The sequence below is a fragment of the Delftia sp. K82 genome (genome assembly GCF_002193035.1).
Taxonomy (GTDB): domain Bacteria; phylum Pseudomonadota; class Gammaproteobacteria; order Burkholderiales; family Burkholderiaceae_C; genus Comamonas; species Comamonas acidovorans.
Genome location: NZ_MYFL01000001.1, coordinates 3,249,029 through 3,262,214, shown reverse-complemented (window position 1 = coordinate 3,262,214; position 13,186 = coordinate 3,249,029). Strand labels below are relative to the sequence as shown.

Annotated in this window: 13 protein-coding genes; 4 read left to right on the top strand and 9 right to left on the bottom strand. The window is 67.2% G+C overall.

Features of this window, described 5'->3' with window-relative positions:
• Positions 1–4: 4 nt before the first annotated feature.
• Positions 5–316 carry a hypothetical protein gene (locus tag KDK82_RS14320; RefSeq protein ID WP_034391877.1) on the bottom strand — a complete coding sequence of 104 codons (312 nt, stop codon included), beginning with the start codon at positions 314–316 and terminating at the stop codon, positions 5–7.
• Between the two features lie 30 nt (positions 317–346).
• Entirely contained in the window at positions 347–844 is a 498-nt protein-coding gene (locus KDK82_RS14315) for an Lrp/AsnC family transcriptional regulator (RefSeq protein ID WP_088165264.1), read from the bottom strand.
• Between the two features lie 108 nt (positions 845–952).
• On the opposite strand from KDK82_RS14315, the gene KDK82_RS14310 reads away from it, so the two are divergent.
• Positions 953–1,855: an EamA family transporter gene (locus KDK82_RS14310; protein WP_034391880.1), complete on the top strand. Its 903-nt coding sequence runs from the start codon at positions 953–955 to the stop codon at positions 1,853–1,855.
• 97 nt (positions 1,856–1,952) lie between these two features.
• Here the strand turns inward: KDK82_RS14310 and KDK82_RS14305 are convergent, their stop codons facing one another.
• Positions 1,953–2,738, bottom strand: coding sequence for a MetQ/NlpA family ABC transporter substrate-binding protein (locus KDK82_RS14305; RefSeq protein WP_034391882.1), 786 nt, complete (start codon positions 2,736–2,738; stop codon positions 1,953–1,955).
• Between the two features lie 196 nt (positions 2,739–2,934).
• Here KDK82_RS14305 and KDK82_RS14300 point away from each other — a divergent pair, with 196 nt between their 5' ends.
• Positions 2,935–3,153, top strand: a complete 219-nt coding sequence (locus KDK82_RS14300; RefSeq protein WP_063326593.1) for a DUF3820 family protein — start codon at positions 2,935–2,937, stop codon at positions 3,151–3,153.
• Positions 3,154–3,219: 66 nt separating this feature from the next.
• Here the strand turns inward: KDK82_RS14300 and KDK82_RS14295 are convergent, their stop codons facing one another.
• From KDK82_RS14295 to mfd, 4 genes are all read right to left on the bottom strand, one after another.
• Positions 3,220–3,768 (bottom strand): ABC transporter substrate-binding protein, encoded by a 549-nt coding sequence (locus KDK82_RS14295; RefSeq protein WP_088165263.1) that lies wholly within the window; start codon positions 3,766–3,768, stop codon positions 3,220–3,222.
• A 306-nt stretch (positions 3,769–4,074) separates the two neighbouring features.
• Complete coding sequence (gene serB / locus KDK82_RS14290) at positions 4,075–4,788, bottom strand: phosphoserine phosphatase SerB (RefSeq protein WP_012204694.1); 714 nt, start codon at positions 4,786–4,788, stop codon at positions 4,075–4,077.
• 79 nt (positions 4,789–4,867) lie between these two features.
• The gene (locus tag KDK82_RS14285) at positions 4,868–5,533 is read right to left on the bottom strand and encodes a hypothetical protein (protein WP_088165262.1); all 666 of its coding nucleotides are present in this window, start codon (positions 5,531–5,533) and stop codon (positions 4,868–4,870) included.
• Positions 5,534–5,550: 17 nt separating this feature from the next.
• The gene (mfd, locus tag KDK82_RS14280) at positions 5,551–9,045 is read right to left on the bottom strand and encodes a transcription-repair coupling factor (protein ID WP_088165261.1); all 3,495 of its coding nucleotides are present in this window, start codon (positions 9,043–9,045) and stop codon (positions 5,551–5,553) included.
• Positions 9,046–9,206: 161 nt separating this feature from the next.
• Here mfd and ispD point away from each other — a divergent pair, with 161 nt between their 5' ends.
• Positions 9,207–10,037 carry a 2-C-methyl-D-erythritol 4-phosphate cytidylyltransferase gene (ispD, locus tag KDK82_RS14275; RefSeq protein WP_088165260.1) on the top strand — a complete coding sequence of 277 codons (831 nt, stop codon included), beginning with the start codon at positions 9,207–9,209 and terminating at the stop codon, positions 10,035–10,037.
• Between the two features lie 16 nt (positions 10,038–10,053).
• Positions 10,054–10,533 (top strand): 2-C-methyl-D-erythritol 2,4-cyclodiphosphate synthase, encoded by a 480-nt coding sequence (ispF, locus tag KDK82_RS14270; RefSeq protein WP_013803157.1) that lies wholly within the window; start codon positions 10,054–10,056, stop codon positions 10,531–10,533.
• Positions 10,534–10,636: 103 nt separating this feature from the next.
• On the opposite strand, the gene KDK82_RS14265 is transcribed toward ispF, so the two are convergent.
• Together KDK82_RS14265 and ompR are read right to left on the bottom strand one after the other, a co-directional pair.
• Positions 10,637–12,139 carry an ATP-binding protein gene (locus tag KDK82_RS14265; protein ID WP_012204699.1) on the bottom strand — a complete coding sequence of 501 codons (1,503 nt, stop codon included), beginning with the start codon at positions 12,137–12,139 and terminating at the stop codon, positions 10,637–10,639.
• Positions 12,140–12,243: 104 nt separating this feature from the next.
• Positions 12,244–12,981: a two-component system response regulator OmpR gene (gene ompR, locus KDK82_RS14260; protein ID WP_017404718.1), complete on the bottom strand. Its 738-nt coding sequence runs from the start codon at positions 12,979–12,981 to the stop codon at positions 12,244–12,246.
• Positions 12,982–13,186: the final 205 nt, after the last annotated feature.

The window sequence follows — 13,186 nt, the reverse complement described above, 5'->3', positions numbered from 1 at the left end:
CAGATCAGTCTGCGGCCGGGGCTTCCTCGCCGGGCGCCCAGGTGCCCACGGCCTCGATGAGGTTCCAGCTGTTGCATTCGATGCAGTAGTGGCCCGTGGCGCCGGTTTTCTGGCTGGTCGCCTCGATGACGACCTTGTGGCCATGACGCTGGGCCTCGGACAAGGGCTGGATCTTGTCGTAGTTGTATTGCTCGGCCAGGTCGCCCCGGAAGGAAATGGTGATGCGGTCGCGCTTGGGATAGTAGTCACGCTCGTACTTGTCGAGGGTGCGTGTGGCGACGAGGCGGGCCATGCTGTCCGGTGAAGGTGCGCTCAAAGCAGTCTCCTGGTGTATGTCTAGGTTGTGTCAACTTGTTTCATTGTCGGGCTTGTGTTCTGCCATCGGCAACTGCAGCCCGGTCTTGATGCGTTCCAGAGCGATCGAGGTGGTGTAGCGCCGGATGTTGTCGTCTCCGGAGAACAGCCGCGCCGCCAGCGCCTGGTACTCCTGCATATCGGCAGCCGTGACGATCAATGAATAGTCGGCTTCCCCGGTCACGTAGTAACACTGCTGCACGGCGGGCTCGCGCGCCACGCGCGCGCGAAAGGCCAGGGACAGGTCCGGGCGCTCGTTGGCCAGCTGCACGTTGATGAGCACGGTGAGCGGGCGCCCCGTGCGCACGGGATCGACCACGGCCACGTTGGCCGTGATCACGCCCAGCTCCTGCAGGCGCCGTATGCGCCGCTGCACGGCCGGTGCCGAAAGGTGGACCTGCTCGGCAATGAGGCGCTGCGGCGTGAGGTTGTCGCGCTGGAGCACGTCGAGGATGGCGCGGTCAAAAGTATCGAGTGTGATGGCGGGCATGGGGGAGGGGCAGAAAACGGGTGCGAGGCGGTCGGAAAGAGCGAATATTGCGCGAAGAGGCCCCAAAACGAGCCTTTTGCATCGCTGGCCTGCAATATCGTACGGGCCATGACAACAAACACCACATGGAACCGCGCCTGGCCCCTGCTGGCCGTGCTGGGCTCGGTCACGGCACTGGGCGTGGGCACTTCTCTTGCCAAGCAGCTTTTTCCGGTGCTGGGCGCCCAGGGCACTTCGGCATTGCGCGTGGGCTTTGCCGCGCTGATCCTGGTGGCCATCTGGCGGCCCTGGCGCTGGACGCTGGCCCGCCCCCAGGCCTGGGCGCTGCTGCGTTTCGGCGTGGCGCTGGGCGCCATGAACCTGCTGTTCTACATGGCGCTACGCACCATTCCCTTTGGCCTGGCCGTGGCCATCGAATTCTCCGGTCCGCTGGCCGTGGCCATCTACCACTCGCGCCGGCCGGTGGACTTTGTCTGGCTGGCGCTGGCCGTGGCGGGGCTGGCCCTGATTTTGCCGATAGGGGGCGCCGGCGCGGGCGGATTGGTGCTGGAGCCCGTGGGCATTGCCTGCGCCGTGGGCGCTGCCATCTGCTGGGCGCTGTACATCCTGCTGGGGCAGCGCCTGGGCAGCATTCCCAGCGGCCAGGCCGTGTCGCTGGGCCTGGTGTTCGCCGCCATGGTGGTGGTGCCTTTCGGCGTGGCCGAAGCGGGGGCCAAGCTGCTGCAGCCGTCCATCCTGGCCTTCGGTCTGGTGGTGGCGGCCATCTCCAGCGCCTTGCCCTATACGCTGGAGATGATGGCCCTGCGCCGCCTGCCACCGGCCACCTTCGGCATTGCCCTGGCCACGGAGCCTGCGATTGCCGCCCTCATGGGCATGCTGCTGCTGCATGAGCACCTGGTGGGGACCCAGTGGCTGGCCATCGCCTGCATCATGGGCGCGGCCATGGGCAGCGCCATCACGCGGCCCGCTGCGGCGGCCAAGGCGCCGGCCGAGGTGACGCCTGCAGGTTGAGTGGCGATACCAGGGAGGGGAAATGAAAAAAGCGCTGCCGAGGCAGCGCTTTTTTTGCGGAGACAGGATGCAGCCGACCGGCTGCATTCCCTGCGCCTCAGAACGCAGGAACGACAGCGCCCTTGTACTTCTCGAGGATGAACTTCTTCACGTCGGGCGTGTGCAGCGCGTTCATCAGCTTGGCGATGTTGGGATCGTTGGCACGGTCCTGGCGCGAGACCACGATGTTGGTGTAGGGCGAATCGGAGCCTTCGATGAACAGCGCATCCTTGGTGGGATTGAGCTTGGCCTCGATGGCGTAGTTGGTGTTGATCAGGGCCAGGTCCACGTCAGCCAGTGCGCGTGGCAGCAGCGGGGCTTCGAGTTCCTTGAACTTGAGCTTCTTGGGGTTCTTGGCCACGTCCAGCGGCGTGGGGGTCAGGCTCTTGGGGTCCTTGAGCTCGATCAGGCCCTGCTTGGCCAGCAGGATCAGGGCGCGGCCACCGTTGGAGGGGTCGTTGGGGATGGCGATGGTGGCGCCGTCCTTCAGATCCTTCACGTTCTTGATCTTCTGCGAGTAACCGCCGAAGGGCTCCACGTGGACCTTGCCATTGGGCACGGCCACCAGCGAGGTCTTGCGGTCCTTGTTGTAGCTGTCCAGATAGGGCTGGTGCTGGAAGAAGTTCACGTCCAGCTGCTTGTCCTCGACGGCCGCATTGGGCTGCACGTAGTCGCTGAATTCCTTGATCTGCAGGTCGATGCCCTGGGCCTTGAGGGCCGGCTTCACATGGTTGAGGATTTCTGCATGGGGCACGGCGGTGGCGCCGACCTTGAGCACGTCGGCGGCCTGGGCCGTCAGGGCCAGCGTGGCAATCGCGATTGCGGAGAGGGCTTTCTTCAACATGACCGGAGGACTTTCTTCAACGGGTTGCAAAAACGCCGCAGGCCCGGTGGAGTGGTTCTGTATCGGGCGGTACGGCAGGCAGGCGCATAGTCTAGTGCGGCGCCAGCGGCCGCAATGAACAATTTTGCTATTTGGTTATAAGGCTTTGGCTTTTTATGCGGATTCTTGCGATGCCGCAGCGCGTACCATCGCCGCCATGGACTCCGAAATGCTGCAAAAGCTGGTGCAGGTGCACATGCCCTATGGCAAGTACAAGGGCCGGCTGATCGCCGATCTGCCCGGCAACTATCTGAACTGGTTTGCACGCGAAGGCTTCCCCAAGGGAGAGCTGGGCCAGTTGCTGGCGCTGATGCAGGAGCTGGACCACAACGGCCTGTCGCACCTGCTGCAGCCGCTGCGCGCCGGGCCGCGCTGAAACGGCCGCCCTACAAAGCAAAAGGCCGCGACGGGCGCGGCCTTTCCGGGGGAAAACGCAGGCGGCTTACTTGGCGGCGGCGCGTGCAGCGTCGGCCTTGGCCTTGGCTTCGTCGGCCTTGCGCTGCAGCTCGGCTGCCTCGGTTTCAGCTGCCTTGGCCTTGGCTTCGGCTTCCTTGGCGGCCGCATCCTTTTCAGGGGTCATGGCGCCAGCCAGCGCATTGCCGGCCATGGAGCCGGCCACGGCGCCCACGGCAGCGGCGCCCAGCGTGCCCATCATGCCGGAGCCGCGTGCTGCGGGAGCGGCAGCCGCGCCAGGTGCAGCAGCAGCGGGGGCTGCCGCAGCGGGGGCGGCCCCAGCTGTCGGGGCTGCAGGCGCGGCCGGTGCGGCGGGGGTGGACGGAGTCGCCGCCTTGCTGGCGGTGGGTGCCGCAGGCGCTGCGGGCTGAGCGGGGGCCTTGCCGATCGACGCCGGGCGCACGGACTTGCCGCCGCTGCCCATGCGCTTGGCCTGGGCCAGCGTGGGCACGGTCAGCGATGCAATGGCCAGGGCGATCACGGAGGCAGTGGCGCGGAACGAAGTCTTCACGGAGTTTTTTCCAATCATGGTGGTCATGTACACGGTCGGCGCAGGCGGGCCCGCGCCGGTCGGCGCGCCACAGGCTGCCCGTATGCGGGCAGGCCTGCGGCCTTGTGTGTCACATGGGGATGGGGGAGGAGATTCCAAGCACCGGCGCGCGGATGCGCCGGCGTGCAGCCTGCTGTTGTAGGTGGGCCACCCGGCGCTGGGGCTGTGGCCTATGGGGCTGCGTGAAGCATTGTAGAAAAGACTGGGGCTTGCCGGAAAAGCAAGCCCACAGAACATTCTCAGCTATTGATTGCGGAGCGGCGCAGCGGCCTGCGCGCGCCCTGCCGCCCGTTTTCAGCGCAGGACTTCCAGCAGGCGGTCCAGGCCGCCTTCGGTGATGGAGACCTTGGCTTCGTTGCGTACGCGCGGCTTGGCGTGGTAGGCCACGGACAGGCCTGCGACCTGCATCATGGGAATGTCGTTGCTGCCGTCGCCCACGGCGATGCACTGGTCGGGGCGAATGCCCAGCAGCGAGGCGACCTCCAGCAGGGTGCGGCGCTTTTCGGCGCCGTCGCAGATGTCGCCCCAGGGCTGCTCGATCAGGCCGCCGGTCAGCGCGCCGTCACGCATCTCCAGCACGTTGGCTCGCACGAAGTCGATGCCCAGCATGCCGCGCACATGTTCGGCAAAGTAGGTGAAGCCGCCCGAGACCAGCAGCACCTTCAGGCCCGCAGCCTGGGCTGCGCGCACCAGGGTTTCGGCGCCCGGGGAGAGCTTCAGGCGCTCGGCCAGCACGCGGGCCATGTCGGCCTCGGTCACGCCGACCAGCTTGCCCACGCGCTGGCGCAGGCTGTCCTTGAAGTCGGTGATCTCGCCGCGCATGGTGGCTTCGGTGATGGCCGAGACCTCGGCCTTCTTGCCGGTGGCATCGGCGATTTCGTCGATGCACTCGATGGTGATCAGCGTCGAGTCCATGTCGAACGCGATGAGCTTGTAGTCGGCCAGCTTCAGTGGCGGCTGGATGCCGCGGATCAGCAGTCCGGGCGCGAATTCGGTGACATCGGTCATGGGTGGGGCAGCAAAAAGGGGACGGGCCGCCGGGCTGGCGGGAAACAGGCGCAAATCATATCCAGTGGCGGGCCTGCCGTCAGGCTGCGGGCGGCTGGCGCAGGTAGATGGCGTCCGACCAGGTGGCCAGCCATTGGGGGCGAAACACCACGAAGATGGCGGTGACCATGCCGGTGACCACGGCATCGCCCCAGGCCATGAGCCAGCGCGCGATGCGTGACAGATCCTCGTTGACACCAGGAAGCGCGTGGCCCGCCGCCTGGGCCAGCAGGGCGGCGATGAAGACGCACAGCACCGTGCCCGCAAAGCCACGCGCAAGAATGAAGACAAAGATCTGGTGCGGCAGCCAGCGCCGCAGCGCCGCGCCCCAGAGCATGGCCAGCGTGGCGGGCACGATGCCCTGCCAGACCGCGATGCCCAGCGCGTCGCCCCAGCCCAGGGCCGGCGACAGCAGGGCGGCCAGGCCACCCACAACGAGCAGCAGCGGCACGGCCAGAGGCCAGCCCAGCATGAGCACCACCAGCGGCGCCGATGACCACTGCAATTGCAGCGGCATGCGGTGCAGCGTGGGCAGGGCCCAGATCCAGGGCAGCAGCACGAGCACGCCCAGCAGCGGCGTGACCAGGGGCGAGGCCATGCGGTCCAGCGGGCCGCCCGGACCGGTGTGGCCGGCCAGCATGCGCCAGGGGCGCAGCCACAGCGCGGTGGCCAGGGCCAGCAGGGCGATGCTCGTTTCGAGGAACATGGCTGGAACGACGCGTTCTATGCGGGCTGGGCTGCCTTCGCTTCCACCAGCGGCTGGCCCAGGCTGCGCAGCACGTCGCGCACCATCTGGGCGCGGTCCTTGGGGTTGTCCAGGGCACGCTCGATGCGCAGCTTCTCGTTGCCGGCCAGCTTGATGTGCTTGTTCTTCTGGATGAGGTGGATGATGGCCATCGGGTCCACGGGCGGCTGGGGCTTGAAGGTGATGTTGATGACGCCGGGCGCCGCATCCACCTTGACCACGCCGTAGGGCTGGGACAGCACGCGCAGGCGGTGCACGTCGATCAGCGTCTGCGCCTGGGGCGGCAGCTTGCCGAAGCGGTCCACGATTTCTTCGAGCAGGGTGTCGATCTGGTCGCTGGTGCGGGCCGTGGCCAGTTTCTTGTAGAAGGACAGGCGCAGGTGCACGTCGCCGCAGTAGTCGTTGGGCAGCAGGGCCGGCGCGTGCAGGTTGATGTCGGTGGAGGCCGACAGCGGGCTGAGCAGGTCGGGCTCCTTGCCGGCCTTGAGGCTGCGCACGGCCTCGGACAGCATCTCGTTGTAGAGCTGGAAGCCCACCTCCATCATGTTGCCGCTCTGGTTCTCGCCCAGCACCTCGCCGGCGCCGCGGATCTCCAGGTCGTGCATGGCCAGGTAGAAGCCCGAGCCCAGTTCCTCCATCTGCTGGATGGCCTCCAGCCGCTGCTGGGCCTGCTTGGTCAGGCTGTCCAGGTCGGGCACCATCAGGTAGGCATAGGCCTGGTGGTGGCTGCGGCCCACGCGGCCGCGCAACTGGTGCAGCTGGGCCAGGCCGAACTTGTCGGCGCGGCTGATGAGGATGGTGTTGGAGCTGGGCACGTCGATGCCGGTCTCGATGATGGTCGAGCACAGCAGGATGTTGTAGCGCTGGGCCACGAAGTCGCGCATCACGCGTTCGAGCTCGCGCTCGGGCATCTGGCCGTGGGCCACGGCAATGCGTGCCTCGGGCAGGATTTCCTCGAGCTTTTGCTTGCGGTTCTCGATGGTCTCGACCTCGTTGTGCAGGAAGTAGCACTGGCCGCCGCGCTTGAGCTCGCGCAGCACGGCCTCGCGGATCACGCCCGTGCCCTCGTTGCGCACAAAGGTCTTGATGGCCAGGCGCCGCTGGGGCGCGGTGGCGATGACGGACAGGTCGCGCAGGCCTTCCAGCGCCATGCCCATGGTGCGCGGGATGGGCGTGGCCGTCAGCGTGAGCACGTCCACCTCGGCGCGCATGGCCTTCATGGCTTCCTTGTGGCGCACGCCGAAGCGGTGCTCCTCGTCGATGATCAGCAGGCCCAGGTTCTTGAACTGCGTGGACTCCGACAGCAGCTTGTGCGTGCCCACGACGATGTCCACCGAGCCATCGGCAATGCCCTTGACGGCCGCCGTGATCTCCTTGCCCGAGCGAAAGCGCGAGACTTCGGCCACCTTGATCGGCCACTTGGAGAAGCGGTCCACCAGGGTCTGGTAATGCTGCTCGGCCAGCAGCGTGGTGGGCGCGAGGAAGGCCACCTGCTTGCCGCCCGTGATGGCCACGAAGGCCGCGCGCAGCGCCACCTCGGTCTTGCCGAAGCCCACGTCGCCGCAGACCAGGCGGTCCATGGGCTGAGGGCTGATCATGTCCTGGATCACGGCGTGGATGGCGGCGCGCTGGTCCGCCGTTTCCTCGAAGCCGAAGTCGTTGGCGAACTGCTCGTAGTCCTGGGGCGAGTAGCGGAAGGCATGGCCCTGGCGTGCGGCGCGGCGTGCATAGATGTTCAGCAGCTCGGCTGCCGAGTCGCGCACCTGCTCGGCCGCCTTGCGCTTGGCCTTTTCCCACTGCGTGCCGCCGAGCTTGTGCAGCGGCGCGTCCTCGGGCGAGACGCCCGTGTAGCGGCTGATCAGCTGCAACTGGCTGACGGGCACGTAGAGCACGGCGTTGCCCGCGTACTCCAGGTGCAGGAACTCCTGCACGGCCGGCGTGCCGTCAGGGTTCTTCTGGCCCATGTCCATGTTGACCAGGCCCTGGTAGCGGCCGATGCCGTGGTCCGAATGCACCACGGGGTCGCCCACCTTGAGTTCGGACAGGTCCTTGATCAGCGCCTCCACATCGCTGACCTGCTCCTGGCGGCGCCGCCTGCGGCCCGTGGGGCTGGTGGCGAACAGCTCCGTCTCGGTGACGAAGTCCAGGCCTTCCTCCACCCAGGCAAAGCCGTTCATCAGCCCGGCCGTGGCAATGCCCACCTTCTCGCCCGCATCGCCCTGGAACTCGGCCAGCGAGTCGAAGACCGGCGGGTTCACGCCCGAGGCGCGGAAGAAGTCCAGCAGGCTTTCGCGGCGGCCATCGGACTCGGCCAGCAGCAGGATGCGGTGGGAGCTGCTGGCAATGTGCCTTTGCAGGCGCGCCAGCGGGTCTTCCGCGCCGCGCACCACGGACAGGTCCTCCAGCTTCTGGAAGATGGCGCTGTCGGCCACGTCCTCGGTGCCTGGGCGCAGCGCGAGCTGGGCGTGCTCCTTGGCGCGCGTGTAGAACTGGTCGGCGGACAGGAACAGCACCTCGGGCGGCAGGGCCGGGCGCTCGGGGTCGCCCTGCACCAGGCGGAAGCGCTCCTTGGTGTCCTGCCAAAAGCGCTGGAAGGCCGGCTCCAGGTCGCCATGCATCACCACGGTGGCATCGGCGCCCAGGTAGTCGAACACGGTGGCCGTTTCGTCGAAGAACAGCGGCAGGTAGTACTCGATGCCGGCCGTGGCAATGCCCTGGCCCATGTCCTTGTAGATGCGGCTGCGCGTGGGATCGCCCTCCAGCAGCTCGCGCCAGCGCTGGCGGAACTTGGCGCGCGCGTCCTCGTCCATGGGGAACTCGCGGCCGGGCAGCAGGCGCACCTCGGGCACGGGGTAGAGGCTGCGCTGGGTGTCGGGATCGAAGGTGCGGATGGAGTCGATCTCGTCGTCGAACAGATCCACGCGGTAGGGCTGCAGCGAGCCCATGGGAAACAGGTCGATCAGGCCGCCGCGCACCGCGTACTCGCCGTGGCTGACCACCTGGGAGACATGCTGGTAGCCGGCCAGGGTCAGCTGGGCCTTGAGTTTGGCCTCGTCCAGCTTCTGGCCGCTCTTGAACTCGAAGGTGTAGCCGGCCAGGAAGGAGGGCGGCGCCAGCCGGTACAGCGCCGTGGTGGCGGGCACCAGCACCACGTCGGCGCCATGCTCCTTGTCGCGCTGGTTGATGCGCCACAGCGTGGCCAGGCGCTCGCTGATCAGGTCCTGGTGGGGAGAGAAGCTGTCGTAGGGCAGGGTCTCCCAGTCGGGGAAGAGCGCGCAGCGCAGGCCCGGGGCGAAGAAGGCCATCTCGTCGATCAGCCGCTGGGCATCCGAGGCGTCGGCCGTGACGATGGCCGTCACCCGGCCTGCAGCCTTCTCGCGCTCGCCCAGGCGGGCCAGCAGCAGGGCGTCGGCGCTGCCCACGGGGCGGGGCAGGGTGAAGCGTTTTCCGGGAGTGAGCTTGGGCAGTTCCATGGTGCTTGGACGTGGGCGCCGCAGCGCCTGGGCGAAGTAACGACAAAACCCCTCGGCACGCGCAGAGGGGTATCGAACCATTTTAGCCAGCACGCATGACGGCCATGCAGGCATGCCCGCATGTCCATGGTGGCGCATGGCCGTCACTACAATGCGCCTCCATGACAGATCTGCTTGCGGCGGCTGCGCCCGCGTCCCTGGAGCCGGCCCGCCTGTGGGCCTTGATCCCCTGCGCGGGCACGGGCTCGCGCGCCATCGCACCCGATGCGCCTGCGCCTGAACTGCCCAAGCAATACCACCTGGTGGCCGGTGCGCCCATGGTGGCGCATACGCTGGCCGCCTTTGCGGGCACAGCGCGCGTGCACCACACGCTGGTGGTGATCGCGCCTGGCGATGATTTCTGGCGCAAGGGCCTGCCGGGCCCGTCGCCCACGCGCTACTCCACAGCGGCCTGCGGCGGCGCCATGCGGGCCGAATCCGTGACCAACGGCCTGAAGGAGCTGCTGGCGCGCGGTGCGAGTGCGCACGACTGGGTGCTGGTGCACGACGCCGCACGCTGCCTGGTGACGCCCGAACTGATCGATGCCCTGATCGACGCCTGCGAGCACGATGCCGTGGGCGGCCTTCTGGCGCACAAGCTGCCCGACACGCTCAAGACAGCCGTGACCGGGCCCGGCGGGGTGCGCGTGGCGGGCACGGTGGACCGCAGCGACAAATGGCTGGCGCAGACGCCGCAGATGTTTCGCATCGCGCCGCTGCTTGACGCCCTGGAGCACGCGGGATCGGCCGTGACCGACGAGGCCAGCGCCATGGAGGCCGTGGGCCAGCGCCCGCGCCTGGTGCCCGGCGGCGCACAGAACTTCAAGGTCACCTATCCCGACGACTTTGCGCTGGCTGCCGCCGTGCTGTCGCAGCGCGCGCATGGCGCGACGCTGGAACGCTACCGGGGCAAGCGCGACCAGCCGCAGGCGTCGGGCAATCCGTTTTTCTGAACCTGGAATGTTTCACATGAATTTTCGTATTGGCGAGGGCTGGGACGTGCATGCCCTGGTGCCCGGGCGCAAGCTGATCCTGGGCGGCATCGAGGTGCCGCATGAACTGGGGCTGCTGGGCCATTCCGATGCTGACGTGCTGCTGCACGCCATCACCGACGCGCTTCTTGGCGGCGCGGCGCTGGGCGACATCGGCCGGCATTTCCCCGACACCGACCCAGAATTCCGTGGCGCCGATTCGCTGGTGCTGCTGGTGGAAGCTGCGCGCCGCGTGCGCGCCACGGGCCTGGAGATTGGCAACATCGACAGCACCATCATTGCCCAGGCCCCCAAGCTGGCGCCGCACATTCCTGCCATGCGCGAGCGCATCGCCACGGCGCTGGGCCTGGCGCTGGACCAGGTCAACGTCAAGGCCAAGACGGCCGAGAAGCTCGGGCCCGTGGGCCAGCAACAGGCCATGGAGGCGCGCGCCGCCGCCTTGCTGTTCCGCGCCTGACCAGCGGGATGCCATCCCCATGGCAAAAGGCCCCGGCGATCGGTCAATGATCGCCGGGGCCTTTGTATCTGCCGAACGTATCTGCCGAACGCGCGCTGCGTGCTCAGTCCTCTCCGTCCAGGGCGCCGTCCTGCGCACGCGGAGGTAGCTGGCGCTTGATCTGCGGGCGCTGCAGACGCTGCTCGGGCTCGGCACCCTTGGCCACGCCCGAGGCACGCTGCAACTGCACATGGGCAACCAGCCCGCCCGTGGAGGAGTTGGATAGCGCAAACACGCCGCCCATGCGCTGCACCGTCTTGTCCACGATGGACAGGCCCAGGCCCGCGCCCGCTGCGGCCGTGCGCGCGGAGTCGCCACGGAAGAAGGGCTGGGTCAGGCTGGCCAGCTGCTCGGGCGGCACGCCACGGCCATGGTCGCGGATGCGAATCACGACCCAGCTTTCGCGCTCCGATGCCGTCACGTCCACGTGGGTGGTTTCGGTCTCGGGCGTCTTGCCGTAGCGGCGTGCGTTCTCGAACAGGTTGGAGATCACGCGCGCCAGTTCCACCTCGTCGGCCAGCACATAGACGCCTTCGGGCACGGCCATGCTGATCTGCAGCTCGCGGTGGTCCTGCACCGCATAGACGCAGGACGACACCACGGCATGCAGGTTCACCGGGTTGAGCGTCACATGGTCAGGGCGGGCATAGTCCAGGAATTTGTCGATGGTGGCATCCAGCTGCACGATGTCGGCCACCATGTGCTCGCGCGCCACGTCGTCCACCACGCTCATCTCGGTCTCCAGCCGCAGGCGGGCAAGCGGCGTGCGCAGGTCGTGGGAGATGCCAGCCAGCATCACCGCGCGGTCCTGCTCCAGCTGGGCGAGTTTCTGCGCCATGCGGTTGAAGCCGATGTTGACCTCGCGGATCTCGCTGGTGACGGCTTCCTCGTCGAGCTGGCTGGCGTCGAAGTCGCCATCTCGCACGCGGTTGGCCGCATAGCTCAACTGCTTGAGCGGCCGGTTGATCAGGCGCGCGATGGCTGCCGCCCCCGCCAGGGACAGCAGGCCGGCCGTGATCAGCCAGATCAGCCAGGTGCGCCCGCTGGCCGGCGTGAAGCGCGAGCGGTCCATCAGCAGCCATGTGCGGTCGCCATTGATGGTGAAGCCCACCCACAGCCCCGGTTCGCCATTGACGCTGCGCGCCACGATGGTGCCGTAGCCCAGGCGGCGCGTGAGTTCTTCGGTCAGGCGCTTGCCCAGCGTGCTCTGGTCCAGCAGCTCGAAGCTGTCGCCAGGCTCGCGCGGCAGAATGCGCACGCCTTCCTGGTCGGCCATGGTCTTGATCAGCGAGACGCGGTTGATGGCATCCGAATGCACCAGGGCCGCGCGGCTGAGGTTGACCAGCGAGGCGATCTGCTGGGCGGTGTGCAGCGTGCGCGGCTCGAACTCGAAGGCACGCAGCGTCTGCAGCCACGCCAGGATGCTGCCCACCAGCAGCAGGGCCAGCAGGCAGAAGGTACGCCAGAAAAGATTGAGTCCCAGCGGAGAGCGCGCAGTCATGCGCCGCTCGTAGTCGAGCGGCGCAGGGCTGGTGGCGTCGTGGGGCGGGACGGTGAAGGAACTCATGGAATGCGGTTCGTCATTCTAGGGGCCGGCTGCGAGATTACGCCTGTGCCGGCCAGCCTGCGTTACCGGTTGTCTCGGGTGCAGGCGAGCGGACTGCCTATCGATCAGTTCGCGCCATCGGGTACGAACACGTAGCCCACACCCCAGACCGTCTGGATATAGCGCGGAGCGGCGGCATCTTCCTCGATCAGCTTGCGCAGGCGCGAGACCTGCACGTCCAGGCTGCGGTCGAAGGGCTCGAACTCGCGGCCGCGCGCCAGTAGGGCCAGCTTCTCGCGCGACAGCGGCTGGCGCGGGTGGCGCACCAGGGCCTTGAGCATGGCGAATTCGCCCGTGGTCAGCGGCAGTTCCTCGCCGTTCTTTTGCAGCACGCGTGTGCCCAGGTCGAAGGTGAAGGGGCCGAAGCTCACCACCTCGTTGTCGCCGGAAGGCGCGCCCGGCGCTTCCTGCGGCGGGCGGCGGCGCAGCACGGCATGGATGCGCGCCAGCAGTTCGCGCGGGTTGAAGGGCTTGCCCAGGTAGTCGTCGGCGCCCACTTCCAGGCCCACGATGCGGTCCACATCCTCGCCCTTGGCGGTCAGCATGATGATGGGCGTGCGGTCATTGGCCGAGCGCAGGCGGCGGCAGATGGACAGGCCATCCTCGCCGGGCATCATCAGGTCAAGCACGATCAGGTCCACTGTTTCGCGCAGCAGGATGCGGTTCAGCGCCTTGCCATCTTCGGCAATCATGATCTCGAAGCCTTCCTGCGTCAGGTAGCGGCGCAGCAGGTCGCGGATGCGCGCATCGTCATCCACCACCAGGATCTTGTCGGTGCGGTTGGTCGTAGTGGCCATGTTCATCCTCGGTCGGTCATTTGTAACAGCCGCCATTGTTACCAGCTTGGGCTGAAAAGTCTGGTCAAAACCCCGAACTTTTGCCGTGTGTTACAGATGTTGCGTTTAAATTTAGAACGGAAAATGTGTCTTTAGAATATTTAACTATGGGTTCGCCGCGTTGATGCATTTATCGTTGCAATAATGTTGTGAATGACGGGGCGAATAGGCC

What these genes read in the sequence shown, in the direction of transcription:
- KDK82_RS14315 (WP_088165264.1), bottom strand. Translation starts at nt 844, where the DNA reads ATGCCCGCCATCACACTCGATACTTTTGACCGCGCCATCCTCGACGTG.
- KDK82_RS14310 (WP_034391880.1), top strand. Translation starts at nt 953, where the DNA reads ATGACAACAAACACCACATGGAACCGCGCCTGGCCCCTGCTGGCCGTG.
- KDK82_RS14305 (WP_034391882.1), bottom strand. Translation starts at nt 2,738, where the DNA reads ATGTTGAAGAAAGCCCTCTCCGCAATCGCGATTGCCACGCTGGCCCTG.
- KDK82_RS14300 (WP_063326593.1), top strand. Translation starts at nt 2,935, where the DNA reads ATGGACTCCGAAATGCTGCAAAAGCTGGTGCAGGTGCACATGCCCTAT.
- KDK82_RS14295 (WP_088165263.1), bottom strand. Translation starts at nt 3,768, where the DNA reads ATGACCACCATGATTGGAAAAAACTCCGTGAAGACTTCGTTCCGCGCC.
- serB (WP_012204694.1), bottom strand. Translation starts at nt 4,788, where the DNA reads ATGACCGATGTCACCGAATTCGCGCCCGGACTGCTGATCCGCGGCATC.
- KDK82_RS14285 (WP_088165262.1), bottom strand. Translation starts at nt 5,533, where the DNA reads ATGTTCCTCGAAACGAGCATCGCCCTGCTGGCCCTGGCCACCGCGCTG.
- mfd (WP_088165261.1), bottom strand. Translation starts at nt 9,045, where the DNA reads ATGGAACTGCCCAAGCTCACTCCCGGAAAACGCTTCACCCTGCCCCGC.
- ispD (WP_088165260.1), top strand. Translation starts at nt 9,207, where the DNA reads ATGACAGATCTGCTTGCGGCGGCTGCGCCCGCGTCCCTGGAGCCGGCC.
- ispF (WP_013803157.1), top strand. Translation starts at nt 10,054, where the DNA reads ATGAATTTTCGTATTGGCGAGGGCTGGGACGTGCATGCCCTGGTGCCC.
- KDK82_RS14265 (WP_012204699.1), bottom strand. Translation starts at nt 12,139, where the DNA reads ATGAGTTCCTTCACCGTCCCGCCCCACGACGCCACCAGCCCTGCGCCG.
- ompR (WP_017404718.1), bottom strand. Translation starts at nt 12,981, where the DNA reads ATGAACATGGCCACTACGACCAACCGCACCGACAAGATCCTGGTGGTG.